Origin of the sequence: Krasilnikovia sp. MM14-A1004 (genome assembly GCF_047159485.1) — a bacterium.
In the GTDB taxonomy this organism is placed as follows: Bacteria; Actinomycetota; Actinomycetes; order Mycobacteriales; family Micromonosporaceae; genus Actinoplanes.
Genome location: NZ_AP038773.1, coordinates 7,124,692 through 7,149,661 on the forward strand (window position 1 = coordinate 7,124,692; position 24,970 = coordinate 7,149,661).

Annotated in this window: 22 protein-coding genes and 1 tRNA gene; 14 read left to right on the forward strand and 9 right to left on the reverse strand. The window is 71.4% G+C overall.

What is annotated here, in order from left to right:
• Positions 1 to 38 precede the first annotated feature (38 nt).
• Positions 39 to 2,645 (forward strand): ATP-binding protein, encoded by a 2,607-nt coding sequence (locus tag ACMCNN_RS31195; RefSeq protein ID WP_412744024.1) that lies wholly within the window; start codon positions 39 to 41, stop codon positions 2,643 to 2,645.
• Between the two features lie 239 nt (positions 2,646 to 2,884).
• Here the strand turns inward: ACMCNN_RS31195 and ACMCNN_RS31200 are convergent, their stop codons facing one another.
• A complete protein-coding gene (locus ACMCNN_RS31200; protein WP_412744025.1) occupies positions 2,885 to 3,388 on the reverse strand; it encodes a MarR family winged helix-turn-helix transcriptional regulator in 504 nt (167 codons plus the stop codon).
• 128 nt (positions 3,389 to 3,516) lie between these two features.
• On the opposite strand from ACMCNN_RS31200, the gene ACMCNN_RS31205 reads away from it, so the two are divergent.
• Both ACMCNN_RS31205 and ACMCNN_RS31210 read left to right on the forward strand, forming a co-directional pair.
• On the forward strand, positions 3,517 to 4,095 hold the full coding sequence (locus ACMCNN_RS31205; RefSeq protein ID WP_412744026.1) for a YceI family protein: 579 nt from the start codon (positions 3,517 to 3,519) through the stop codon (positions 4,093 to 4,095).
• Between the two features lie 219 nt (positions 4,096 to 4,314).
• Positions 4,315 to 5,793, forward strand: coding sequence for a glutamate-cysteine ligase family protein (locus ACMCNN_RS31210; RefSeq protein WP_412744027.1), 1,479 nt, complete (start codon positions 4,315 to 4,317; stop codon positions 5,791 to 5,793).
• A 36-nt stretch (positions 5,794 to 5,829) separates the two neighbouring features.
• Here ACMCNN_RS31210 and ACMCNN_RS31215 read toward each other — a convergent pair whose 3' ends face one another.
• On the reverse strand, positions 5,830 to 7,746 hold the full coding sequence (locus ACMCNN_RS31215) for a Hansenula MRAKII killer toxin-resistant protein 1 (protein ID WP_412744028.1): 1,917 nt from the start codon (positions 7,744 to 7,746) through the stop codon (positions 5,830 to 5,832).
• 152 nt (positions 7,747 to 7,898) lie between these two features.
• On the opposite strand from ACMCNN_RS31215, the gene ACMCNN_RS31220 reads away from it, so the two are divergent.
• Positions 7,899 to 9,113 carry a PASTA domain-containing protein gene (locus ACMCNN_RS31220; protein WP_412744029.1) on the forward strand — a complete coding sequence of 405 codons (1,215 nt, stop codon included), beginning with the start codon at positions 7,899 to 7,901 and terminating at the stop codon, positions 9,111 to 9,113.
• Positions 9,114 to 9,149: 36 nt separating this feature from the next.
• On the opposite strand, the gene ACMCNN_RS31225 is transcribed toward ACMCNN_RS31220, so the two are convergent.
• A complete protein-coding gene (locus ACMCNN_RS31225) occupies positions 9,150 to 9,449 on the reverse strand; it encodes a hypothetical protein (RefSeq protein ID WP_130509817.1) in 300 nt (99 codons plus the stop codon).
• 522 nt (positions 9,450 to 9,971) lie between these two features.
• Between ACMCNN_RS31225 and ACMCNN_RS31230 the strand changes: the two genes are divergently transcribed.
• The 3 genes from ACMCNN_RS31230 (at position 9,972) to ACMCNN_RS31240 (ending at position 11,841) form a co-directional block, all read left to right on the forward strand.
• Entirely contained in the window at positions 9,972 to 10,853 is an 882-nt protein-coding gene (locus ACMCNN_RS31230) for a helix-turn-helix domain-containing protein (protein WP_412744030.1), read from the forward strand.
• Positions 10,823 to 11,041 carry a DUF397 domain-containing protein gene (locus ACMCNN_RS31235; RefSeq protein ID WP_412747344.1) on the forward strand — a complete coding sequence of 73 codons (219 nt, stop codon included), beginning with the start codon at positions 10,823 to 10,825 and terminating at the stop codon, positions 11,039 to 11,041. The genes ACMCNN_RS31230 and ACMCNN_RS31235 overlap by 31 nt, the downstream gene beginning before the upstream one ends.
• A 230-nt stretch (positions 11,042 to 11,271) precedes the next feature.
• Positions 11,272 to 11,841: a hypothetical protein gene (locus tag ACMCNN_RS31240; protein ID WP_412747345.1), complete on the forward strand. Its 570-nt coding sequence runs from the start codon at positions 11,272 to 11,274 to the stop codon at positions 11,839 to 11,841.
• Between the two features lie 39 nt (positions 11,842 to 11,880).
• Here the strand turns inward: ACMCNN_RS31240 and ACMCNN_RS31245 are convergent, their stop codons facing one another.
• The 4 genes from ACMCNN_RS31245 to ACMCNN_RS31260 form a co-directional block, all read right to left on the reverse strand.
• Positions 11,881 to 12,468 (reverse strand): hypothetical protein, encoded by a 588-nt coding sequence (locus tag ACMCNN_RS31245; RefSeq protein ID WP_412744031.1) that lies wholly within the window; start codon positions 12,466 to 12,468, stop codon positions 11,881 to 11,883.
• A gap of 290 nt (positions 12,469 to 12,758) precedes the next feature.
• The gene (locus ACMCNN_RS31250) at positions 12,759 to 13,580 is read right to left on the reverse strand and encodes a WecB/TagA/CpsF family glycosyltransferase (protein ID WP_412744032.1); all 822 of its coding nucleotides are present in this window, start codon (positions 13,578 to 13,580) and stop codon (positions 12,759 to 12,761) included.
• Positions 13,562 to 14,635 carry an NAD-dependent epimerase/dehydratase family protein gene (locus ACMCNN_RS31255; RefSeq protein WP_412744033.1) on the reverse strand — a complete coding sequence of 358 codons (1,074 nt, stop codon included), beginning with the start codon at positions 14,633 to 14,635 and terminating at the stop codon, positions 13,562 to 13,564. Before ACMCNN_RS31255 ends, ACMCNN_RS31250 begins: the two co-directional genes overlap by 19 nt.
• Positions 14,636 to 14,792: 157 nt before the next feature.
• Positions 14,793 to 14,878, reverse strand: a tRNA-Leu gene (locus ACMCNN_RS31260).
• A gap of 177 nt (positions 14,879 to 15,055) precedes the next feature.
• Here ACMCNN_RS31260 and ACMCNN_RS31265 point away from each other — a divergent pair.
• From ACMCNN_RS31265 to pknB, 7 genes are all read left to right on the forward strand, one after another.
• The gene (locus ACMCNN_RS31265) at positions 15,056 to 15,838 is read left to right on the forward strand and encodes an FhaA domain-containing protein (RefSeq protein ID WP_130509812.1); all 783 of its coding nucleotides are present in this window, start codon (positions 15,056 to 15,058) and stop codon (positions 15,836 to 15,838) included.
• A gap of 5 nt (positions 15,839 to 15,843) precedes the next feature.
• Positions 15,844 to 16,326 carry an FHA domain-containing protein gene (locus ACMCNN_RS31270; RefSeq protein WP_130509811.1) on the forward strand — a complete coding sequence of 161 codons (483 nt, stop codon included), beginning with the start codon at positions 15,844 to 15,846 and terminating at the stop codon, positions 16,324 to 16,326.
• Positions 16,323 to 17,804: a protein phosphatase 2C domain-containing protein gene (locus ACMCNN_RS31275; protein ID WP_412744034.1), complete on the forward strand. Its 1,482-nt coding sequence runs from the start codon at positions 16,323 to 16,325 to the stop codon at positions 17,802 to 17,804. The genes ACMCNN_RS31270 and ACMCNN_RS31275 overlap by 4 nt, the downstream gene beginning before the upstream one ends.
• An 82-nt stretch (positions 17,805 to 17,886) precedes the next feature.
• On the forward strand, positions 17,887 to 19,344 hold the full coding sequence (locus ACMCNN_RS31280; RefSeq protein ID WP_412747346.1) for an FtsW/RodA/SpoVE family cell cycle protein: 1,458 nt from the start codon (positions 17,887 to 17,889) through the stop codon (positions 19,342 to 19,344).
• Complete coding sequence (locus tag ACMCNN_RS31285) at positions 19,341 to 20,843, forward strand: penicillin-binding transpeptidase domain-containing protein (protein ID WP_412744035.1); 1,503 nt, start codon at positions 19,341 to 19,343, stop codon at positions 20,841 to 20,843. The genes ACMCNN_RS31280 and ACMCNN_RS31285 overlap by 4 nt, the downstream gene beginning before the upstream one ends.
• Position 20,844: 1 nt before the next feature.
• On the forward strand, positions 20,845 to 22,197 hold the full coding sequence (locus ACMCNN_RS31290) for a protein kinase domain-containing protein (protein ID WP_412744036.1): 1,353 nt from the start codon (positions 20,845 to 20,847) through the stop codon (positions 22,195 to 22,197).
• Positions 22,194 to 23,996 (forward strand): Stk1 family PASTA domain-containing Ser/Thr kinase, encoded by a 1,803-nt coding sequence (pknB, locus tag ACMCNN_RS31295; RefSeq protein ID WP_412744037.1) that lies wholly within the window; start codon positions 22,194 to 22,196, stop codon positions 23,994 to 23,996. Before ACMCNN_RS31290 ends, pknB begins: the two co-directional genes overlap by 4 nt.
• Before the next feature lie 45 nt (positions 23,997 to 24,041).
• Here pknB and ACMCNN_RS31300 read toward each other — a convergent pair whose 3' ends face one another.
• Both ACMCNN_RS31300 and ACMCNN_RS31305 read right to left on the reverse strand, forming a co-directional pair.
• Entirely contained in the window at positions 24,042 to 24,689 is a 648-nt protein-coding gene (locus ACMCNN_RS31300; RefSeq protein WP_412744038.1) for an aminodeoxychorismate/anthranilate synthase component II, read from the reverse strand.
• A 5-nt stretch (positions 24,690 to 24,694) separates the two neighbouring features.
• Positions 24,695 to 24,970 (reverse strand): hypothetical protein, encoded by a 276-nt coding sequence (locus tag ACMCNN_RS31305; protein ID WP_412744039.1) that lies wholly within the window; start codon positions 24,968 to 24,970, stop codon positions 24,695 to 24,697.

Consider the following 24,970-nt stretch of genomic DNA (forward strand, 5'->3'; position numbering starts at 1 on the left):
GGTCAGCGCGCATCGACGCAGGTGCCTAGGTTCATGGAATGACCTCCGAGCACGGCGCCGGCGAGCCGGGTGCGCGCTTCGGCGCCGTGCTGCGCAGCTACCGGAAACGGGTCGGCCTCACCCAGGCGGAGCTGGCGGCCCGCGCGGCCATCGGCGTGCGTACCGTGCGCGACCTGGAACGCGGCCGGGCCGCGCGGCCGCAACGCACCACCGCTGTCCTGCTGGCCGACGCGCTCGGTCTGACCGGGGCCGGCCGCGCGGAGTTCCTGGGTGCCGCTCGCGGCCATCCGGCGTCACCCGCGTCCGTCCCCGCGCCGGCCCCGGCGGAGCCGCCGCCGGTCGTCCGGCTGCCCCCGGCGGGCGAGCTGATCGGCCGCGACGCCGACGTCGACGAACTGGTCGACGAGCTGGCCCGCCCGGCGTTCGACGACGGCCCGGTTGCCCGGGAGCGCCCCGGCGGGATCACCCTGGTCGGCCTGGCCGGGGTGGGCAAGACCGTGCTGGCGCTCGTGGTGGCGCACCGGATCGCCGCCGCCCATCCGGCCGGGGTCGCGGGCATCGTCGTCACGGACGGCTCCACGGCCGGGGAGATCCTCGGCGGGGTGGCCGCCGTGTTCGGGGTGGGCCGCCCCGAGGACCTGCCCGCGCGGCTGGCGGGCCGGTCTGCGGTGCTGCTCGTCGACGCGGTCGAGCGATCCCCCGACGCGGTCGCCGACGCGCTGTCGTGGCTGCGCGGACGCGTACCCCACCTGCGTTTCCTGGCCACCGGGCGGCACTCCGTGGGCCTGCCCGACGAACGGGTCCGGCCGGTGGCGCCCCTGGTCGCGCCACCGGCGGAGGCGGGGGCGACGGCCGGCGATGCGGCCGCGTACCCGGCGGTCGCGCTGTTCCTGGACCGGCTCGCCCGGGTCGGCCGTACGCCGGTGGGTCCCGACGAGGTCGCGGCCGTGGTGACCCTGGTCCGGCGGCTCGGCGGCCTGCCGCTGGCGATCGAGCTGGCCGCCGCCCGCGGCCGGGTGCTGACCGTCGCCGAGATCCTCGACCGGTACGGCGACCGCGTCCTGGACCTGTCCCGGGCCGCCGCCTCGCCGCCCGAGACCGTGGTGTCCCTGCGCGACGCGGTGGCCGCCAGCTACCGCCTGCTGAACCGCGCCGAGCGCGACGCCCTGCGCCGCCTGTCCATGTTCCGGCACCGCTGGTCGCTGCGGCTGGCGGAACAGATGCTGGCGGACGGCCCGACCGCCGGCACGGACGTGGTGCACGTGCTGGACCGGCTGCTGGCTCTCGGCCTGCTCAGCGTGCGCGGCACCCGGTCCTCCCGGTTCCGGCTGCTGGACGTGGTACGCGACTTCGGCACGGAGCGGGCGGCCGCGAAGGGCGAGCTGAGCGGGTTCCGGCGCCGCCACGCCGCCGTACTGGCCGACCTGGCGCAGCAGGTGGCGCCGGATCTGGTCGGCGGCGACCTCGCCGCGGCGGCGGCCCGCCTCGACGACGTGGCGGGGGATCTGGGCGCGGCGTTGACGTTCGCGGCGGGGGACGACCCGCACACCGCGCTGCGCATCGCGGCGGCGCTGCCCTGCTGGTGGCGGTTCCGGTCGCGGGAGGTGACCGGCCGCCAGTGGCTGCGGCGGCTGCTCGACGACCCGCGTACCGCCGACGCCGACCCCGCGGTGCGGGCCTGGGCGCACGCGGGCCTGGCCCAGCTGGCCCCCGAGCACGGGGCCGGGCCGCAGGAGCGGGACGCGGCCCGGGCCGCGCTGGCGGGTTTCGAGCGGCTCGGCGACCCGGCCGGGCAGGTGACCGCGCATCTGCTGCTGGCCGTACCGAATCCGGGCGCGGGCGGATTCGAGCAGGCCCGCGGGCACGCCGAGGCCGCGTTGGCGCTGGCCCGGCGGCACGCCCGGCTGCGCGACATGGCGGTCGCCCAACATCATCTGAGCTGGCACGAGGTCCGGGTCGGTGATCTGGCGGCGGCGCGCCGGCGCCTGGCCGAGGTCGAGCGGCTGGCCCGGCGCTGCGGCGAGTACCGGCTGCGCGCGGCGGCGCTGGCGGCGTCGGCCGAGCTGGCCCGCCTGGACGGCCGCACCGAGGATGCGGAACGGCTCGGCCGCCGGGCGGTCGCCGAGCTGGACGCGGTGGGCCTGGCCGCCCCGAACCACCGGCGCCGCGTGCTGGCGACCATCGGTCTGGCCCTGGCGCGGGCGGGCCGGTTCGCCGAGGCGGTCGCCGTGCGCGACGAGTGGGATGCGGGGGCTGCCTCGGCCCCGTGCGGGGCGCTCGCCGGCGCGGAGCTGCCGGGCAGCGGCTTTCCCGGTGCGCAGGCACCGAGCGAGCGGTTCTCCGCGGCGTTGCTGGACGGCGGCATCGCGGCGGGTCGCGGCAAGGGCGCGCGCGCGGCCGCCTGCTTCGCTCGGGCGGCGGAGGCCTGCACGGCGGGCATGGACCCGCGGGATCTGGTCGCGGCCCTGGTCGGCCTGGTCTCCAGCACACCCGACCCCGAGGTACGGCGCGACGCGTACGCCCGCCTCACGGAGCTGTGCGCGGCGACGGGTACGACGCTGCTGCCCTGGGAGCGCGCGGGTCTACGTGCGGCCGGCGCGTTGTCGGCGAGTGAGGTGCCGGCCGATGATCCGGACGTCGCCTGACCGCACGCGCACGTCACCCGGCGCGGGGGACGACCGGCGCTGATCCGCCCCCGGCGCGCCGGTCGCCACACCCGTACTGGCAGGCGGCGAGAACGATGACTCCCCCGTCGGGTCAATGTTCGTACCGGTCGCGCCGCCTCCCCCCGGCTGATCACCCTAGCCGCGGGTGATCAGCGATTTGGTCGGGATGAAGCGGTTTCGACCACGGCGTCCGCCGGTTCTGCCGGTAGTTCTGCCGGTTACTGACGAGGTGCGGTGAACGCCTCGACGTCAGCCCCGGTACTCCCGGCGGTGGCACACGGGTTCACCGCGTCCCGGACGATCCGCAGGGCTTCCAGCATCTGGTTGAGCTGGTCCGGTTCGAGCTGGCCGATGAACCACTGCTGGACCAGTTCGAGGTGCCCGGGCAGCACCTCGTCGAGCCGATCCAGGCCGGGCTCCGTGATCACCGCGTACGAGCTGCGGCGATCGCTGGGGCAGGCCTCCCGCCGGACCAGGCCGTCGCGGTCCATGCGGTCGACGACGCGGGTGACACCGCTGGTGGACAGCGAGGTCTGCCCGGCCAGATCGGTCATCCGCAGTCGCTGACCGGGCGAGCGGGCGAGGCGCATGAGCACTTCGAACTCGACCGGGGAGAGGTGATGCTGCTCGAACTGAGCGGCGAATCGGGTGGTCAGGCCCGTGTACGCCTCGGCGAAGAGGCCGACGGCCGTGAACCGGGGGTCATCGAGGTTGGTACGCACCCAACCAGGGTAACACCGGGCACTTGACAGACGGAATATTGCGGAGCGTATAGTTGCTACGTCAAACAACATCACCAACCGAGGCTCCGGGCAACTGGCCCGGCACCCCGCTCCGAGAGGACATAGTCATGACCGAGTCCGTCGCCACCACCCGCGAGTTCCAGGGCCTGCAGATCCCCGCCGCCGGGACGTACGAGCTCGACGCGGCGCACAAGCGCGTCGGCTTCGTGGTGCGCCATCTCATGGTCAGCAAGGTGCGGGGCGAGTTCGCCACCGCGAGTGCCACCGTCACGATCGCCGAGGACCCGTTGCAGTCCTCCGTCGTCGCCACCATCCAGACCGACAGCGTCCGCACCGGCCAGGACGACCGCGACAAGCACCTGCGGACGGGCGACTTCTTCGAGGCGGAGAAGTACCCGACCATGGAGTACCGCAGCACCGGCATCAAGTCGTTCGAGGGCAACGAGTTCGTTCTGGACGGCGAGTTGACCATCAAGGGGATCACCCGGCCGGTCGAGCTGGTCGTCGAATTCGAGGGCGTCGGGCGCAGCCCGTACGGATTCGATGTGTTCGGTTTCAGCGCCACCACCGAGATCGACCGCGAGGAATGGGGTCTGACTTACAACATGGCGCTGGAAACCGGTGGCGTCATGATCGGTAAGAAGATCAAGATCGAGATCGAGGGCGAGGCCATTCGCCAGGCCTGACGTCACTGCAGAACCGGACGGCGCCGCTCCCGTGGGGGGATCGGCGCCGTCTGCGTATTCCGCGGCACAACTAGCGGGTGGCCCCGCAGGGATGGCAAGGTGAACCGAACGCGTGCGTTCGCTCACAGAGTGGTGATCGAAGTCCGCTTTTGTCCCTGTCGTGGAAGTCGGCAACCACCTAGCGTGAGAGACTCACGCCGCACCGTGCCGGGAGGGCAGATGGGCAAGGACCTCTCCGACGCAGCCTTCTCCAAGGAGGATCGTGCCCGGTATCGGCAGAAAGTTCGCCGATGCCTCGACGTGCTCGCACTCATGCTCGACGCCGCCGCATTCGAGGGCGAGAACCGGATGACCGGGCTCGAAATCGAGCTCAACCTCATGGACGCCGACGCGGAACCGGCGATGTGCAACGCCGAAATTCTCGCGAACCTGGGCGATCCCGCATTCCAGACCGAACTCGGCCAGTTCAACCTGGAACTCAACGCCCGGCCCCGGCTGATCTGCGGCGACGGATTCGCCGAATACGAACGGACCATCCTGGAGAGTCTGGGCCGCGCCGACGACCGCGCGGAGAAGTCCGACAGCACCATCGTCCTCGTCGGCATCCTCCCCACCCTCGCGCCCGAACACCTGGTGGAGGGCAACCTGTCCGCCAACGAGCGCTACAAGGCGCTCAACGACCAGATCGCCGGCGCCCGCGGCGAACAGTTCGCGGTCGACATCCGGGGCATCGAACGGCTGCAGGCCGCGAACGACTCCATCGCGCCCGAGGCGGCCTGCACCAGCGTGCAGTTCCACATGCAGGTGCCGCCGGACCGGTTCGCCTCGTACTGGAACGCGTCGCAGGCACTGGCCGCGGTCCAGGTCGCGGTGGGGGCGAATTCGCCCTATCTGTACGGCCGGAGGCTGTGGGCGGAAACCAGGATCGCCCTGTTCCAGCAGGCGACAGACACCCGACCCGAAGAACTCAAGGCCCAAGGCGTGCGGCCCCGGGTCTGGTTCGGCGAGCGGTGGATCACCTCGGTGTTCGACCTGTTCGAGGAGAACGTCCGCTACTTCCCGCCACTCCTGCCCGTGCTCGACGACGAGGACCCGGTGGTGGTCCTGCACGACGGCGACGTACCCCAGCTCGGCGAGCTGCGCCTGCACAACGGCACGGTCTACCGCTGGAACCGCCCCGTCTACGACGTCTCGAACGGCCGCCCGCACCTGCGCGTGGAGAACCGCGTGCTGCCGTCCGGGCCGACCGTGGCCGACATGATGGCCAACGCCGCGTTCTACTTCGGTCTGGCCCGCCAGCTCGCCGAGGAGGAACGCCCGATCTGGACCCAGCTGACGTTCGCGGCCGCGGCGGACAACTTCCACGTCGCGGCGCGGCGGGGGATCGAGGCGACCGTGCACTGGCCGCGCCTCGGCGACGTCGCGGTCACCGACCTGGTGCTCGACCAGCTGCTGCCCAAGGCGGCCGCCGGGCTGGACAAGTTCGGCGTCGCCCCGGTGCACCGGGACCGGCTGCTGGCGATCATCGAGGGCCGCTGCCGTACCGGCCGCAACGGCGCGACCTGGCAGACCGAGACCGTCCGGTTTGCCGAGCAGCAGCGCGGGCTGGACCGGGGCCCGGCGTTGCACGAGATGCTGCTGCGCTACATCGAGTTGCAGCACACCAACGATCCCGTACACACCTGGCCCGTCGGATGACCAGTGTCCACTGTGGCCGGTAGCGGCCGTCGCTGATCAGGCGTCGGTGTCGTCCTGGCCGGAACGGCGTCCGAGCCGGCGCAGGAGGCCCCGCTTCGGCTCGGCGGCCGGGCCGCCCGGGTTGATCTCGGCCACGGGCGGTTCCGCCGGAGGCGGCGCGACCGTGGAACGCGACGTGTCCTGCCGCGACCCTTCCGACGATGCCGTGGCTCGGCCCACGGCCTTCTGGCCGGGCGCCGGATTCGGCACCGGTGTGGGCCTTGGTTCGGGCCGGGGCGCGGTCGGCGGCGGCGCCGTCGGCGGAGGAGCGGTCGGGGGTGGTGCGGTCGGCAGCGAGGACATCGGTACGGGCGACGTGCCCCGGCCGGACACCGCCGACGGCGCCGCCTGGCCCGCACCTGCCGGGCGCGACCCCGCCTGTCCGGAGCCTGCCTGGCCGGGACCTTTCTGGCTGGAGCCTGCCTGGCCGGGACCTTTCTGGCCGGAGCTTGCCTGCCCTGCCTGTCGTGCCTGGCCTGGCTGGCCTGTTTGACCTGCTTGGCCTGCCTGGCCGGGACCTGGCTGAGCAGGGGCCGTCTGGCCGGGCGCCGACTTCCTCGACTGCCTGGCCGTCGCGGCCTTGCCGGACGGGGTCTTGGCGGGAGCGGACTTGCCTGGCCCCGCTGTGGCCTGTACCGCCGCGGCCTGTCCGGCGGCTTGCCCTGCGGCGGCTTGCCCTGCGGCGGCCCGTCCCGGCGCGGCCTTCCCTGGCGGGCCCGATGCCGTGCCTGATGCGGGCGTGCCCGATGCCGTGCCTGATGCGCTCGTGGCTGATGCGGGCGTGCCTTTGGCGGATCCGCCGGCGGAGGACGTCGCGTCGCCCTGATCCTTCCGGGCAGCCGTCGCCTTACCTCGTGCGGACTTTGCCGGCGCGGTGGCGCTCGCCCGGACGGTGGTGGCTTTGCCGGCCGCTGCAGGGTCCGAGTCGTCGCCCTGCTCAGTGCTGCTCGCCGGCGTGTTGCCCCGCGCCGACGCGGACCGCCGGATCCACCGGCCCGTGGGCGCCGCGTCGTCGACCGGGGCCGCCTGGCCCGGCACGGCCACCCCGCGCCCGGCGAGCGCCCGGGACCTGGCCCGCCGTTCCGCGAGCGCGACGCTCGCCGCGGACCCGGCAAGTCCGGAGATCACCGCATACGGGGCGATGAGGTAGGCCGACTCGAGCGAGCCCAGTGAACCGGTCAGTTGCGGCGCCAGGGCCAGGAACGCCAGCGCCACCAGCAGCGGCCCGACCGCGCCGGACGTGGCGGCGCCGACACCCCGGTCACCGCGTCGTACGGCTCCGACGACGCCGATCACCCCGAGGATCGCGGCGGCCAGCAGCGTGAGCAGCGCGCTGGGCAGGGCGACGATGCCGTACCGGGTGATGGGTGCGGCGAACTGCCAGCTGTTCAGGTAGGTGGCCGACGGCCGGTGCAGGGTCAGCTCCGCGACGACCGCAGCCGCGGCGAGGATCCACAGCCAGCTCGCGGTGGCCACGAGGTTCGCCGCGACCGGCCGGGACACCACGGCCCAGTACGCGACGACGAGCCCGAGCAGCACGCCCAGCAAGGCGTACCCAGCGGCGACGGTCTGCGGCGAGAACGTGTCCGGACGGACCGCGGCACGGGCGGGCAACGCGATGAGCGCGACGGTCAGCAGCGCCCCGATCGCGGCGGCGCCGGCGAGCGCGAGTCGCCACGGACCGCCGTGACGCGTCGGCATCCGGCCCGCGAGGACCGCTCCGAACACGGTGGCGCTGGCCGCGATCCACGTCGCCCAGCCCAGACTGCCCAGCCAGACGCTGTCGTCGACGCCCGCGACGGTCGGCCATTCGATGACGCCCAGGCCGTACCCGAGGCCCAGCTGGGCGGCGCCGGTCCCCGCGGCGATCCCGGCCGCGGCGCCGGCCTGCACTGTTCTGCCCCTGTCGGCCATGCGGGGCACTGTAGCGGCAGGTGACGATGCCTGCGAATCCGTCGCCGTCCGCCGCAACAAGGTCACGCTGCGGCTTTGCCGTCGGATACCGCGCGGCACGGCCGGCACGGGTTACGTTGAGCCCCGGCAGGTGCGAGGGAGAGGATGCGGCGATGTCCGACGAGCAGGGGCGGCGCCGCGAACCCGTCGGCGAAGGGTCCGAACCGGACAAGACGCACTCTTCCGGCCCCGGCCCGGTCGCCGGAAACCACCCGGACGACGGCCCCCGAACGGGCGACGCCGCCGGGCCCGGCAACACCGATCGGATGGCAGGCGCGGACGAGACGGCGGCGATGCCAGCCCTGCCCGCCGATGACGAGCCGACAGCGCAGACCGCGGGCCCACCCCCCGGCGACGAGCCGACCGTGTCGGCGTCCGGCCCGCCCGCGGGCGACGACCCGACCACGCCCATGCCGACTCCGGCGGGGGATGACGCGACCACGCCCATGCCTACTCCGGCGGGGGATGACGCGACCACGGTCATGCCGACTCCGGTGGGCGATGACGCGACGGCGGTGCGGCCGGGTGCGCCCGTGGACGACGCGACCACTGTCATGCCGACTCCGGCAGGCGATGACGCGACGGCGGTGCGGCCGGTAGCGGACGACGCGACCAGGGTCATGGGTTCGACGGGCGACGACGCGACCGCGGTCCTGCCCGGTTCGCGGGGCGACGACGCGACGGCGGTGCTGCCCAGTTCCGGCAGTGCCGCCGGTTGGGGAGCCGCGTGGGGCGGACGGGCCGAGGTACGCCCACCCCGGCCGAGCGCCGCGATGGGCGACACCCGGGAGGAGTGGGCGATCCCGGCCGCGCGGGAGCCGCGCGGCCGCTGGTGGATGCCGGTCCTGGTGGGATTCATCGTGGTGGCGTTGCTGGCGCTGCTCGGGTGGGGCGTCTACCAGATCCTGCGGGCGGTGCGTCACGACGACGAGGTGCCCGCGCCCGTGGTCACCACCTCCGCGGCGGCGCCCCCGTCGACGGCACCGTCCTCGGCCCCGTCGTCACCGCCGTCGACGGCACCGTCCTCCGCCCCCACCACCAGCACGCCTGCGACCACGGAGCCGCCGACCGAGGTCACCGTTCCGGCCCTCAAGGGACTCTCCGTGCAGGACGCGCGGCAGGCGCTCGAGCGGACGGGCCTGGCGTACCGGATACGGTTCATGCGCAGCGACTCACCAGCCGGCACCGTCATCGACAGCGATCCGGCCGAGGGTCAGCAGGTACCGCCGGACACCACGGTGACGCTCATCGTCGCGGCTCCGCCCGCCTCGTCCGCCGTGCCGTCATCGACTCCGACCGGCACCTCAGGCCAGCCCAACGGCGGCTGACCTCGGCGAACGTGTTTCCGGGGCGAGCGGGGCCGGTCAGCGGTTGGTGCGCAGCGCCCGGGCCGGGACCGCGCCCGAGGTCAGGCCGGGCTGGCGGCCGTTGCGGGCGCGCGGGTCGGGCGCCTTGCCGACCTGGCGCAGGCCATTGGCCTGAACGAAGATCGACCGGCGCTCGACGGCGTCGCCGGCGGAGTTGAGCTCGTATCCGTCGAGCCAGACCCATCCTTCGTAGGTCGGCCAGTCGTGAACCCTGATCACCCGGAACAGCATCGGCGCGGAGAATTGGACGCTCGCGGCCTTCGTCACGTGGATGACATCACCGGACCGAGGAAGCACGTCAGCTCCTGTTCTGATCTCGTCTCGGGGTGAACGCTTGGCTGCACAGTGGACGCAGATGCTCCAGTGTGCCCAGGTCATGCTCATTTGCAACCATCCGATGATGCCAATCATCATGGCGGTTACGGAAACGTCGCCTCCGCCGGTCGGGCTGAAGTCGCAGGCGGTCCGGGACGAACTTCCCGGCGGGGTCCACCCAGGACCAACGCTCGACCAGCGCCCCGCGAAACGGCGTCACTTCTGCGTGCGGTGCGTCGGCCCGGCCTCGTCGCCAGTCATGTCAGTAAGGCAGTCATCCCAGTAAGTCATGTCGCCCGGAACATTAGGTGACGCGCGGCCTACAGAAAGATTGCACTACCGATCCGATCGATGCAAGTTGCATGTCAGCCGTCCGTGACTATTTGATCACGCTACACGCTTGAAGGATCAAGAGATCAACAGACAGACTGGCATCGACGCCGCCGTCGGGGGGAAATCGTGCCGATCCCCCGTAGATGTGGCGCAGTTTCCCGGAGGTTCAGTGTGATCCAGCGTCGCAGTCCTACGATCCGTCGCCGCCGGCTCGGGGCTGAGCTCCGCAAATACCGCGAATCAGCCAGTGTGACCATCGACGTGGTGGCGGACCGACTCGGATGCTCACCGTCGAAGGTGTCCCGAATCGAAACGGGGCACACGAGCGCCACTCCTCGCGATGTAAAGGACATGTTGGACATTTACGGTGTCGAAGGAGCCGCTTCGGAGGAATTGGTGCAAATTGCTCGCGAGGCGCGGCAAAAGGGGTGGTGGCACCCCTACAGCACCGTTCTGGTCGGGGCATATGTCGGACTTGAGGCGGCGGCTTCTTCGGTGCGCGCGTATGAGCAGCAGGTGATTCCCGGACTACTGCAAAGCGAGGAGTACGCGGCGGCGATGATCCAAGCCGCTCGATCGGGTGACACGCAGATGGAAATCGACCGCAGAGTCCACGTCCGCATGGCTCGGCAATCGTTATTGATCCAGGACGATCCGATCGATCTTTGGGTGGTGCTGGATGAAGCCGTACTGAGTCGCCCGGTCGGCGGTGACGAGGTGATGCGGGATCAGCTCGTCCGCCTGGTCGAGGCCGCGAAGTTGCCGAACGTGACCCTGCAGGTGCTGCCGTTCGCCGCAGGGGCCCACGCCGGCATGGACGGGACCTTCGCGATCCTCGACTTCCCCGACGACCAGGACCCCGCCGTCGTGTACGCGGAGAACGCGACAGGTGGACTGTTCCTGGAGAAAAGCGACGAACTGCAGAAGTACGGCTCCATCTTCGACACCATCCAGGCGACCGCCCTCACCCCCGAGGCGTCCACTGAGATGATCGAAATGCTGGTAGAGGAGCCATTGTGGAAATCGAGACCAAGGGTTTCCGGATCGATCTGAGCCGCGCACAGTGGTTCAAGAGCAGCCGTAGCGGACCGAACTGTGACAACTGCGTCGAGGTCGCCTTCGTCGACGAGGCGATCGCGGTGCGCGATTCCAAGAATCCGCAGGGCCCTGCCCTGATCTTCACTGCCGCGGAGTGGGACGCATTCGTCGACGGAGCCAAGGACGGCGAGTTCGACCTCTGAGTCGTCCTCTCGGCGCCGGGCGGTCGGCTTGTCCGGGACAATGCTCCCTGGCAAGCCAGCCGTCGGCGAATGCGGCGTGCCGTCCGTCCACATTTGCCCACCCGCGCCGCCGTCGCCCCATCCCACCCCGCCTCGTTGAACGCACCAAGCGCGGACCGGACCGCGCCGGAACCCACTCATTGCCGCGGTCTGGCGGGGCGGGCGCCACACGGCGAGCGAGGCAGGCGGAACTGATGACGATTTCCGAGAACCTGAACAACGGCGCCTCCTCGGCGCAGGACCGGTTCAGCGGCGGGGTGAACGCGTACCGGCAGAACCGGCGTGAGGCGTTGTCCGCCGAGAGCACCGATGCCGAGCTGCTCGGCCGGGGCGGTCCGCCGAGCCTGCCCTCGGGTCTGCCGACCCGATCACCCGGCATGTCACAGAGCCTCGAACCGACCAGCGCGCTGGACCGGGCCGCCAAGCTGCCGTCACTGGACCTGCACGGCCTGACCGAGCCGGTCTTCCCGCCGCCGTCCGCCTGGCACGAGCAGAGCCGGGCCATCGAGCCGAGCCGGCCGATCGAGCCGGGCCGGACCATCGAGCCGGGCCGAGCCATCGAGTCGAGCCGGGCCATGGAGTCGAGCCGGGCTGTCGCACCGAACATGTCGATGGCGGACCACCCGCTGCTGCGCGGCCTGCTGCTGGAACTGCCGGCGCGCGGCACCATGCCCCCCTCGGACTGGCTGGACCGCTGGTTCGAGGCGGCGCGCTCGATCCTCGAACTGCTCTACGTGCAGGAAGCCAAGCGCGGCGGCTGACCGGCGAGCCGGTCGGTGCGGGCCCGGACCGTACCCATGTCAGCCGATCCTGGTCGCACGCCGCCGGATCGGCGCGAGGACCAGCAGGCTGAGCCTGCTGTGCCGCAGGGCGTGGCGGACGCCGACGGCGACGACCGCCAGCCCGGCCAGCGTGATCGCGATCGCCGCGAGGTTCCCGCCCGGGGCGACCGGCATCCCGAAGGCGGCGATGGGGAGGCCGACCAGGGCGGCGATGCCGGTCGCCTGCAGCGGGGTGGCGATCAGCGGGTGCGCGGCCGCCGCGCGCAGCGCGGGCGGCAGCGGGGCGCGCGGCGCGGTGGCGAACGTGCCCGCGCCGCGGCGCAGGGCGCTCAGCCGGCGCAGCGTCGTGCCCAGCACGACCACCGCGGGTACGGCGGGAAGCACCGCCGCCGTGGCGGCCGCGGACGGTCCCGCGACCACACCGGTCACGACGGGTACGGCGACGAACACCGCCGTCCCGGCCAGCACGAACAGGATCAGCGTCCCGGCGCGCCGACGGAGTTCGCGGGTGGAGCGCGCGGTCGGCAGGGCGTCGGCCAGCAACCCGGCGGCCAGCCAGATCCCGGCGAGGGTACCCGCGAGGGTGAGGTCCACGGCGATGTTCACCCAGTCAGACTTCACCCGCGGCGCGCGGCGCGAAACCGGGTGATGTCCGGAGCCGTACCCGTAGGGGTCGCTGTCCGCACAGTCCGTTAGGCATGATTCGCGGCTGTTGCGGTGCTCCGGGCGCTCAGCCCAATGGGCGATGTGGACAGTGAGCCCTGTTGCGGCGGTGGGGCTTGTCCTAATGTCGGGTGCCAGCCGCCGGACGGGCGGCGCGGACCCGACCTGGGGAGGTCGGCCGGGGTTCCCCAGCGGCGACGCGGCGGGGCCCCGGCATCGGGCCCGCGCTTTCCTCAGACCGCGAAGGTGGGCACCGGCTCGGTCGCGGGCGCCGGCGGGCGGGCCCGCCACAGGCCGGACTTCTGCGCGGCCAGGCGCGCCAGGTACGCCGGATTGAGCAGCACGTACCGCTTCCACAGCCGTTTGGGCTCCAGGCCGAGCCGCCACAGCCACTCCAGCGCGTACTTCTGCATCCATGGGGGCGGGTTCTTCAGCAGGCCGGCGTGGTAGTCGAAGGCGGCACCCACGGCCAGCAGCGGCATGTCCAGCAGGGGGCGCATCGCGTACGCGAAGACCTCCTGGCGGGGGCAGCCGAGACCGACCAGGACGACCCGGGCTCCGGACGCCTTGATCCGTTCGGCGATCTCGGCGTCCTCGCCCGGCTGCACCGAGCGGAACTTCGACGCCTCGACCCCGGCGATCTTCAGGGCGGGGAACATGCCCTCCAGGGCGGGCACCAGGCGGTCCAGCGTCGGCTGGGTGGAGCCGTACAGGTAGACCGGCAGGCCCTCGGCGGCGGCGCGCTCCACCACCTTCAGGGTGAGGGTGGGGCCGTACACGCGGTCGGCGAGCTGGGCGCCGTGCACCAGATTGAGCGCCCAGCGCACGGGCTGACCATCCGGGGTGACCAGGTCGAACGAGTTGAGCCGGGCGTTGTGGGCGGGGTCCTGCACGCCGGTCATCACGCCGTGCACCGCCAGCGCGGTGACCGCGAAGTGCCGGCGTTCCCGGGCGGCCGTCACGATCTGTTCCGTGGCGGCCTCGTAGTCGACCGCGTCGACCAGGACGCCGAGGACGCTGCGCTTGCCCTGGGCGATCACTGGCCGGGCACCCACTTGTCGACGTTCGCCTCGTAGATCTCGCGCAGGATCATCGGTACGTCGTAGACCTGCTTCCAGTCCGGGTAGTCGGCCTGGAACGCGGCGTTGGAGCCGACCCACCAGATGTGGTCGCCGACCCGGTTCTCCTCGACGTACTCGGTGATCATCTCCTGGCCCGTGATCTCCTCGGCGAGCGCGAACGCCTCCAGCATCGAGGTGTGCGAGTGCCGCCCGCCGCCGAGGTTGTAGACGGCCGCCGAGCGCGGGTTGCGGAACACCGCCTCGAAGGCGGAGACCACGTCGTGGCTGTGGATCGCGTCGCGGACCTGCTTGCCCTTGTAGCCGAACATCCGGTAGGTGCGGCGCTCCATGTTGCAGCGCATCATGTACGCGAGGAAGCCGTGCAGCTCGGTGGCCGAGTGGGCCGGACCGGTCAGCGTGCCGCCCCGGAACAGGGCGGTCTTCATGTCGAAGTAGCGGCCGTACTCCTGGACCATGACGTCGGCCGCAACTTTGGAGGCGCCGAAGACCGAGTGCAGGCACTGGTCGATCGACATGTCCTCGGTAATGCCGTCGTAGTACGGATGGTCCGGTTCCAGCTCCCAGCGGGTCTCCAGCTCGGTGTAGGGCAGCGAGTTGGGCCGGTCGCCGTACACCTTGTTGGTGGAGCAGTGGATCACGGGTGCGTCGATGCAGTGCTCGCGCACGTTCTGTAGCACGTTGAGGGTGCCGACCGCGTTGACGTCGAAGTCGGTGAACGGGTCGCGCACAGCCCAGTCGTGTGACGGCTGCGCGGCGGTGTGGATCACCACCGCGATGTCGCGGCCGTAGTGCGTGAAGATCTTCGCCAGCGCGTCCCTGTCGCGCAGATCGATCCCCTGATGGGTGTACGCGGTGCCGAGCTCGTCGGCGAGGCGGCGCACGTTCCACGCGGTCGACGCCTCGGGTCCGAAGAACTCCTGGCGCATGTCGTTGTCGATGCCGACGACGTCGAGGCCGAGCCCGGCGAAGTGCCGGACCGCCTCGGAGCCGATCAGACCGCCGGAACCGGTTACCAGGGCGACTGCCACGTACGACACTCCGAGTCTGCGGGGACGGGGAAAATCAGAGGCGAGCATAACGCGATGGTGCTCACACCTGGGTTTTCACTCGTTCGGGCCGCGCGGTCGGGCGGGCCGTACTGATCAAAGAAGAAGGGCCCCGCGATCATCGCGGAGCCCTTCTCGGTGGTGGGGATGGGGGGAGTTGAACCCCCACGTCCTTTCGGACACACGGACCTGAACCGTGCGCGTCTGCCATTCCGCCACATCCCCGTGGCCTTGTTGCCGATTACTAGGTGCGACAGACTACGCTGTCCCACGTCACACAGCGAGCAGATAACGCCCCGTGACGCCAGGAGAGATTAGCACGGCGTCGCGGGCTGTCATACGAGGGTCAGAAGTGCCGGCTGCAGTTGGCGCGAGATGCGCGAGCGGCGGCCGGATACCATCATGTCCTCGGAACCCGAGGAGGAGCCGGTGAGCGTGCTGCAGCGCTTCGAGAAGCGGTTGGAAGGCCTGGTGGAAGGGGCCTTCGCGAAGGTGTTCAAGGGTGTCGTGCACCCGGTGGAGATTCTGAATGCCATGCAGCGGGAGGCCGAGGCACACAAGGCCATCCTGGCGGGTGGCCGAACCCTGGTACCCAACCGGTACGTGATTGACCTCTCGCCCTACGACCACAGCCGGCTGGCGCCGTACGCGGCCGCGCTGGCTCAGGAACTCGCGCAGTCCCAGGCGGAGTTCATCGGCGAACAGGCGTGGACCGTCTACGGCGACGTCATCGTCGAGATCGAGCGCGGCGACGGGCTGGACACCGGCATGTTCCGCGTCACGGCGGAGGTGTACACCGGCGGCGAGGTCGCCCCGGTGCAGCAGCCGTCGTACGACGCGGCCCCGGCCTACTCGCCGTACGACCAGCAGCAGGGCGGCTACCAGCAGCACGGGCACAACGGGCGCAACGTCGGCCTGGTGTCCGGCGACGGTCGGACGTACCCGTTGCAGATGGGCTCGACGGTGATCGGCCGCGGCGACCAGGCCAACCTGCGCCTGCCCGACGTCGGCATCTCGCGCCGGCACGCCCGGCTCGACTACGACGGCAGCCAGGTGGTGCTGACCGATCTCGGCTCGACGAACGGCACGATGGTCAACGGCCAGCGGGTCTCCGCCGTGGCACTCAACCCCGGCGACATGATCCAGCTCGGCACCACCACGCTGACGTTCCGAGTGGACGGCTAGTCACCTTGCCCGAATTCGTCCTCACCGTCGCCCGGTTCGGGTTCCTCATCCTCCTGTGGATCTTCGTGTTCACGGTGGTCGGGGTCATCCGCCGGGACCTCTTCGCCGGGGTCCGCTCCAAGAGCATCGTCGCCAGCCCTCGGGGGGTGGGTGGCGCGGTGCTGCAGGGCCGTCCGGCCAAGGCGAAGCGCGGTAAAGCGGCACGGCAACTCGTCGTGACCGCCGGCCAGTTGGCCGGGACGCGAATCACTCTGGGTGAAGCCCAGATCACGATCGGTCGAGCCGAAGACTCGACCCTGGTCATCACGGATGACTACGCGTCGGCCCGGCACGCCCGTCTGGTGCCGCGGGACGGTCAGTGGTTCGTCGAGGATCTCGGCTCGACGAACGGGACCTATCTCGATCGCGGTAAGGTCTCCGGACCCACTCCCGTCCCCCTTGGCGTGCCGATTCGCATCGGCCGCACTTCTCTCGAGTTACGGCCATGACTCTGACCCTGCGCTACGCCGCCCAGAGCGACCGCGGTCTGATCCGAGACGGAAACCAGGATTCCGTCTACGCCGGACCGCGGCTGCTCGCCGTCGCCGACGGCATGGGCGGCATGGCCGCCGGTGACGTCGCCAGCAACATCGTCATCGCCGCCATGGCACCGCTGGACGAGGACGTCCCCGGCGACGCGCTCGTCGACGCCCTCCGGCACGCCGTCGGCACGGCCAACCAGCAGCTGCGCGACACCGTGGACGCCAACCCGCACCTGGAGGGCATGGGCACCACGCTGACCGCGGTGCTCTTCTCCGGCAGCAAGTTCGGCATGGTGCACATCGGCGACTCCCGGGCGTACCTGCTGCGCGGCGGCGAATTCGCCCAGATCACCAAGGACGACACGTACGTGCAGATGCTGGTCGACGAGGGGCGGATCAGCCCCGAGGAGGCCAGCAGTCACCCGCAGCGTTCGCTGTTGACCCGCGCGCTGGACGGCCGCGACATCGACCCCGAGTACTCGGTCCGCCAGGTGCTCAAGGGCGACAGGTATCTGATCTGCAGCGACGGTCTCTCCGGGGTCGTCAGCGCGGAGACCATCGCCGAGAGCATGGCGACCATCGCGGACCCGCAGGAGTGCGTGGAACGGCTGGTGCAGCTCGCCCTGCGCGGCGGGGGCCCGGACAACATCACCGTGGTGGTGGCGGACGCGACCGACGCGGACATCGTCGAGCAGGCCCCGATCGTGGGCGGTGCCGCCGCCCGCGACAGGGGCAACGCCACCCGTGCCGACAGCTCCAGCGCCGCCGCCCGCGCGGCCGCGTTGCAGGCGCCCCGGCCCGCCCAGCCCGAGGCCACCGCGGACGACCGGGAGGATCCGGAGCCGCGGCGGCACCCGGTGCGTACCAGCATGCTCATGCTGCTGCTGTTCGCCACGCTGGGCGGCGGGCTCTGGCTGGGCTGGCAGTACACCCAGGACCAGTACTACGTCGGTGCCACGCCCGCCGGTCAGCTCGCCATCTTCCGGGGCGTACCCGGACAGATCGCGGGTCTCGACCTGTCGAGCGTCAACGAGACCAGCGCCGCCCGCCTGGACGACCTCACCACTGTCGCGCAGGACCGCGTCAAGCAGGGCATCCACGCCGACAGCCGGCCGGACGCGCGGCGCCGCCTCGCGGAACTGACCAGTGACGTGCCGACCAACCCGAACCTCAAGCCGATCTGCCCGCCCAGCGGCACGCCGTCCGAGACCACGGCACCCACCTCCGCCCCGACCGCGTCGGAGCAGACTCCGCCGCCGGCGGACAAGACCACGTCACCCGCGGCGGGGAAGACCACCCCGCCGGCGGCCGGGAAGGCAGCGGTTCCCGGCCGGACCATCGCCACGTCCACGCCGGCCACCGCGCCCGTGACCACCCCGGACGCTCAGGCCTCGACCTCCGCCTCGCCGGCCACCGATCCGGTCGGGTGCCGGACGGTCGACTGAGCGCCCGTACACACCGAAGTCTGGGGACCCCTTCTTGACCGCGCCCGCCGTACCGGCTGCCACACCCGCGACCACGGGTGAGATGTCGCGTATCCCGGGAACGAAGACCCGGCGCAACGCCGAGCTGGGGTTGCTGGCCTTCGCGATGCTGCTGGTGGCCGTGTTCGCGGCCACCGTCGAGGCGAACCAGCTCGGTGCGGTCAGCTCCTCGTTCTGGGTGCCGGCGGCGCTGCTCGGCCTGCTCTTCCTCGGGCTGCACCTGGTGGTGCGCTTCACCGCCCCGTACGCGGATCCGGTCCTGCTCCCGGCGGTGGCGCTGATCAACGGCATCGGCGTGGTGTTCCTGCGCCGCCTCGACCTGGCCAAGGCGATCGCCAACAAGCAGGCCATTCCGGGGGTGTTCGCCCTCACCGGCGGCCGCCAGCTCGCCTGGACCCTGGGCGCGCTGATGCTGGCGGCGATCCTGCTGCTGGTCATCCGCGACCACAAGGTCGTCTCGAAGTACGCCTACACCCTGGGCCTCGTCGGCATCGTGCTGGTGATGCTCCCCGCGGTGCTGCCCGCGAGCCTCTCGGAGGTCAACGGCGCCAAGCTGTGGATCAAGCTGGGGCCGTTCTCGATCCAGCCCGGCGAGTTCGCCAAGATCGCCCTGGTCTCCTTCTTCGCCTACTACCTGGTCCGCAAGCGTGAGGTGCTGTCGCTGGCCAGCCGCAGGTTCATGGGCATCGACTTCCCGCGCGGCCGCGACCTCGGCCCGGTCGTCACGGTGTGGCTGCTCTCCCTGCTCGTGCTCGTCTTCGAGAAGGACCTCGGCACCGCCCTGCTGTACTTCGGCCTGTTCGTCGTCACCCTGTACGTGGCGACCGAGCGAGCCAGCTGGCTGATCATCGGCCTGGTGATGTTCTTCGGCGGCGTGTACGTGGCGTACCTGCTGGGCGCGGCGGTCGGCGGGCCGTTCAAGAACTTCTACGACCGCGCCTCGATCTGGCTCGACCCGTTCAGCAGCCAGTTCTACAGCCGGCCGGTCGGTGGCAGCTATCAGCTCGTGCAGGGGCTGCTCGGCCTCGGCACCGGCGGGCTGTTCGGGTCCGGCCCGGGCGCGGGCTCACCCGGCCAGGTGCCCGAGGTACGTACCGACTTCATCTTCGCGGGTCTCGGCGAGGAGATCGGCCTGTTCGGGCTGTCCGCGCTGCTCGTGGCGTACCTGCTGATCGTCGAGCGGGGGCTGCGCGCGGCGATCGGCGTGCGCGACTCGTTCGGCAAGCTGGTCGCGGGCGGCCTGGCGTTCACGCTCGGCTTGCAGGTCTTCGTCATCGTGGGTGGTATCACCGGACTCATCCCGCTGACCGGCCAGACGACGCCGTTCCTGTCCGCCGGCGGATCATCGCTGATGGCGAACTGGCTGCTGATCGCGATGCTGCTGCGGATCTCCGACGCTGCGCGGCGGCCCGAGACCGGTGGCCCGGTCGCCCCGGCGGGCGGGCTCAAGCAGCCACCCGCCCAGCTGCACGGCGCCATGACGGAGGTGATCAAGCCGTGAACGCACCACTGCGTAAGGCCGGCGTGGTCATCCTCGTCCTGTTCGGGTTGCTGTTCGTGAACCTCAACTACGTGCAGGCGTACAAGGCGGACGCCTACCGCACCAGCGACTACAACGGCCGGGTCCAGGTCGCCGAGTACCAGCGTGCGCGCGGCGTGATCCAGGCCGACGGACAGCCGCTGGCGCAGAGCAAGCCCACCGACGGCACCCTGAAGTACCAGCGGATCTACCCGAGCAAGCAGGTAGAGGCGTGGGCCCCGGTGGTCGGGTACAAGCCGGTCAACGGCGCGGCCACGGGCATCGAGCGCAGCGAGAACGAATTCCTCGCGGGCACCAGCGACACCCTGTTCGCGGACCGGATCAGTGACATGTTCACCGGCGACAAGACCGGTGGCGGCAACGTCGTGCTGAGCCTCAAGACGAAGGCGCAGGCCGTGGCGTACCGGGAGCTGGTCAACAACGAGCGCGGCGTCGGCAAGGGTGCCGCGATCGCGATCGACCCGCGTACCGGGGCGATCCAGGCCATGGTGACCATGCCCAGCTTCGACCCGAACCCGCTGACCAGCCACGACAAGAAGACCGCGGCGGCGGCGTACGACAAGCTGATCAAGGACAAGGACCAGCCGCTGCTGAACCGCGGTCTCAACGAGACCGAGCCGCCCGGCTCGACGTTCAAGACGATCATCTCGGCGGCCGCGCTGCAGAACGGCTACGACGTGAACTCCGAGCTGCCCGCCGGTTCGGAGTACCGCATCGGCGGCGCGGTCATCCGCAACGCCGAGGACGAGGTCTGCCCCGGCGCCAAGACGACTCTCAAGGACGCGCTGACCACGAGCTGCAACACCGCGTTCGCGCAGCTCGGCGTCAAGCTCGGCGCCGACAAGGTGAAGCAGATGGCGCAGGCGTTCGGCTTCGAGCAGGACGACCTGACCGTCGGCAACCTGGAGGACGGCGGCCTGCCGGTCGCCGCCAGCCACACCGGAAAGATCCAGAACCCGGACGGCAGCACCGACGTCGGCGCGCTCGCCCAGTCCTCGCTCGGCCAGCGTGACGTGCGGATGACCGCCCTGCAGGGCGCGCTGATCGCGGCGACCGTGGCCAACGGCGGCAAGCAGATGCGGCCGTACCTGGTGCAGCAGCTGGTCAGCCCGGGCCTGCGCCCGCTCTACACGGCGAACCCGAAGACCCTGCGGACCCCGATCGACTCCGACGTCGCGGGCAAGCTGCAGGAGATGATGGTCAGCGTCGTCGAGAACGGCACCGGCCGGCGGGCGCAGATCGACGGGATGCGGGTCGGCGGCAAGACCGGCACGGCGCAGAACGCCGAGGGGGCCGACCCGCACGGGTGGTTCATCGGCTTCGCGTTCAACTCCAAGGGTGAACCGGTCTCCGCGGCCTGCGTCATGCTGGAGAACGTGCCCGGTGGCCACGCCAGCGCCGAGGCCGCGCGGATCACCGGGCTGATCATGAAGGCCGCGGCGGGTCAGGGAGGGGACTGAGATGATCAGCCCTGGCGTGACCCTCGGTGGCCGCTACCGCCTCGACGAGCGCATCGCGGGCGGCGGCATGGGCGACGTGTGGCGCGGCACCGACGAGGTGCTCGGCCGTACGGTCGCCGTGAAGATCCTGCTGCCCGCCCTGCTGGAGGAGCCCGGCTTCGCGGAACGGTTCCGGGGCGAGGCCCGCACCATGGCCACGATCAACCACCCCGGCGTGGTCGACGTCTACGACTACGGCAGCGACCAGCAGCTCGCGTTCCTGGTCATGGAGTACGTCGAGGGTGACGCCCTGTCCCGTACCCTCAGCCGGGTCGGCCGGCTCACCCCCGGCCGTACGATGGCCCTGGTCGCCCAGGCCGCGGACGCCCTGCAGGCCGCGCACGCGAACGGCATCGTGCACCGCGACGTGAAGCCGGGCAACCTGCTGGTCCGCCCGAACGGCACCCTGGTGCTCACCGACTTCGGCATCGCCCGCTCCGAGCTGGTCGGCCAGCTCACGGTCGCGGGATCCGTGCTGGGCACGGCCTCCTACATCTCGCCGGAGCAGGCCTCCGGCGGTGTGGCCACCCCGGCGTCCGATGTGTACGCCCTCGGCGTGGTCGCCTACCAGTGCCTCTCCGGGCACCGGCCGTTCGACGGGGCGACCCCGATCGAGATCGCGATGAAGCACGTCCGCGACATCCCGCGGCCGCTGCCCCCGGACATCCCGCCCGCGGTCCGCGCGATCGTCGACCGGGCGCTCGCCAAGGACCCGGCCGCCCGCTGGCCCACGGCCTCCGCGATGGCGGCGGTGGCCCGGCAGGCCGCGTCGTCGCTGACCACCGCGGCGCAGCAGCCGGTACCCAACGGCTCCGTGCCGCTCAACCGGCCCCAGTCGGGCAGCCCGGCCATGACCCGCCCGCAGGGCGCCGCGCCGGTGTCGAACCGGCCGCATTCAGGGGCGCCGTCGTCCGGCCCGCCCGGTCATCCGATGTCGGGCCAGGCCCGGCCGCCGTACCCGCCGGTGCCGCGACCGGTGTCGGGCAGTCAGGCGCGCGGCGCGGCGTCCGTGCCGCAGGTCAGCCCGTACGCGCAACCGCTCGTGCCGCAGGCGCCCCAGAAGCAGCCGGCCCCGCAGAGTTCGGGCAGCCGGCAGGTGCTCATCGTGCTGGCCGTGGTGCTGTTCCTGCTGGTCCTGCTGTGCGGCGGAGTCATCTCCTTCCTACTCAATCACGGCAATACGAGCTCCCTGGGTGTTGTCCAGCCCACGGCGGCGGTGGCTGCTGAACCGTCGGTGGAGCCGTACCGTGCTATTCAGCAGGTTGGCGGAGCGCGCAGCCTGGACCTCGCGAGCGAAGGACGACAGACGCTATGACGGCGCAGGCCCGCCTGCTCGGTGGCAGGTACCAGGTCGGCGAGCTGCTCGGATACGGCGGCATGGCCGAGGTCCACCGCGGACGCGACCTCCGGCTCGGCCGCGACGTGGCGATCAAGATGCTGCGTACGGACCTCGCCCGCGACGCCACGTTCCAGGAACGCTTCCGCCGCGAGGCGCAGAACGCCGCGGCCCTCAACCACCCCGCGATCGTCGCCGTCTACGACACCGGCGAGGAGGTCTCCTCGACCGGGGAGAAGCTGCCGTTCATCGTCATGGAGTACGTGAACGGCCGCACGCTCAAGGAGGTGCTGGCCGCCGAGCAGCGGATTCAGCCCCGCCGCGCCCTGGAGATCATCGCCGATATCTGCGCGGCGCTGGAGTTCAGCCACCGGCACGGCATCATCCACCGCGACATCAAGCCCGGCAACGTGATGATGACCCAGAACGGCCAGGTCAAGGTCATGGACTTCGGCATCGCGCGGGCCCTGGCCAGCGGCGCCACCACCATGACGCAGACCAGCGCGGTCATCGGCACGGCCCAGTACCTCTCCCCGGAGCAGGCCCGCGGCGAGTCGGTCGACGCCCGCTCCGATGTGTACGCCGCGGGCTGCGTGCTCTTCGAGCTGCTCGTCGGGCACCCGCCGTTCACCGGCGACAGCCCGGTCAGCGTGGCCTACCAGCACGTACGGGAGGACCCGCGGGCGCCGAGCCAGGTCAACCGCGAGGTGCCGCCGGACGTCGACGCGATCGTGCTCAAGGCGCTGGCGAAGAACCCGCTCAACCGCTACCAGAGCGCGCAGGAGATGCGCGCGGACGCGTTGCGCGCGGTCGCCGGCCGTCCCGTCATGGCCACCCCGGTGATGTCCGAGGCGGAGACCATGGCGCTGGGCGGACCGATGTACCAGCAGTCCGGCCAGACCACGATGACCCGCCCGATCCCTGGCGCGATGCCGCCGCAGCAGCCGCAACGGCGCAGTTCGTCGTTCGTCGTGGCGATCCTGTCGGCCCTGGCCGTGCTGGCGCTCGTGGCGGCCGGGGTCGGCATCTGGCTCAACAACAAGGGCAACGGCGGCGAGCAGCAACAACAGCAGAAGCCGACGTTCGCCATGCCGACGCTGACGGGCAAGACGCCGGAGGACGCGAAGCGGATCCTGACGGCGAAGGGGTTCACCAACGTCACACCGGCTGCGCCGGACACCAGCGAGGACTGTAAGCCGGGGGAGGTCAGCGATCAGAGTCCGGCGCCGAACGCGTCGGTCACCGTGGACACCGCCGTCACCTACACCGAGTGCACCGGCCCGGAGCTCGTGCTGGTCCCGGGCGACCTCAACGGCGCGACGAAGGAGTACGCGTCCAACCAGCTGACGAAGGCGCACCTGGTTCCGGTCTTCGACGAGGTGGACAGCAACGCGGCACCGAACACGGTGCTCGCCGTCGAGCAGGCCGGGCAGCACGTCAAGCCGGGTACGAAGATCACGGTGAAGATCTCCAAGGGCAACCTGGTGAAGGTCCCGCCGCTGCAGGGCAAGACCGAGGCGGAGGCGCGGGCCGCGCTGGACGCCGTCGGGCTGAGCGCCACCACAGCGGACGGCCCCCCGTCGGACACGCCGGGGACCGTGGTCGACCAGAACCCGAAGGCGGGCCGCAGGCTCGCGAAGGGCGGCACGGTCACCATCTTCATCAGCGTGCCGCAGGTCTCGACGCCGCCGAGCAGCTCCGCCCCGCCGACCCCGGGCGACACCACGGATCCCGGTGGTGGCGGCGGCGACCCGCTCGGCGGTCTCCTGCAGCCGTGATCCTGCCGGCCCGGCGGGAAGGCTGGGCCGGACGGGCCGGGAACGTCAGGCGGCGAACGCCGCCCGGCGGCGGGCCTCCACCTCGGCGGCCAGCTCCGGCGCCCGGTCGCGGGCTTCGGGCAGGCCGCAGGCGGCCAGCCAGTTCGCCAGCATGGTGTGGCCGCCCTCGGTGAGCACGGACTCGGGGTGGAACTGGACGCCCTCGATCGGCAGCTCCCGGTGCCGCATCGCCATGACCACGCCGGACTCCGTCCAGCCGGTCACCTCGATCTCGGCGGGCAGCGTCTCGGGCAGCACCGCCAGCGAGTGGTAGCGCGTCGCGGTGAACGGGTCGGGCAGCCCGGCCAGTACGCCCTCGCCCTTGTGCCGGACCAGCGACGTCTTGCCGTGCAGCAGCTCCGGCGCGCGGGTCACCGTGGCGCCGTACGCCGCCCCGATCGCCTGGTGCCCCAGGCAGACCCCGAACAGCGGCAGCTTGCCCCCGTACGCGGAGATGACGTCCATCGTGATGCCCGCGCGTTCCGGTGTGCCCGGCCCGGGGGACAGCAGGATCCCCGCCGCGCCGAACCGGCCCACCTCGGCCACGCTGATCTCGTCGTTGCGCCGTACCTCGCACTCGGCGCCCAACTGCCCGAGATACTGCACGAGGTTGAAGACGAACGAGTCGTAGTTGTCGATCACGAGGATGCGCACGGGCGTCACTTCTTGCTCGGGCTGGGTTCGGGCGCGTTCGAGTGGGTGCTGTACGGGATGTCGTCCGGGCCGAGCCCCGGATCGTCCGCGCCGGGGACCGTGTTCGGGTCCTCCTGCGTCTGCGCGGTGCCGACCTGCACGTCGTCGAAGGGCAGCAGCGGCGTCGCCCACGGGAAGACCACGTACCACAGCAGTACGCCGACGGCCGTGGTCAGCACGATCGAGCCGGTGAGCTTGCCCCACAGGCCGCCGGGCAGCTTGTGCCAGATCCAGCCGTACAC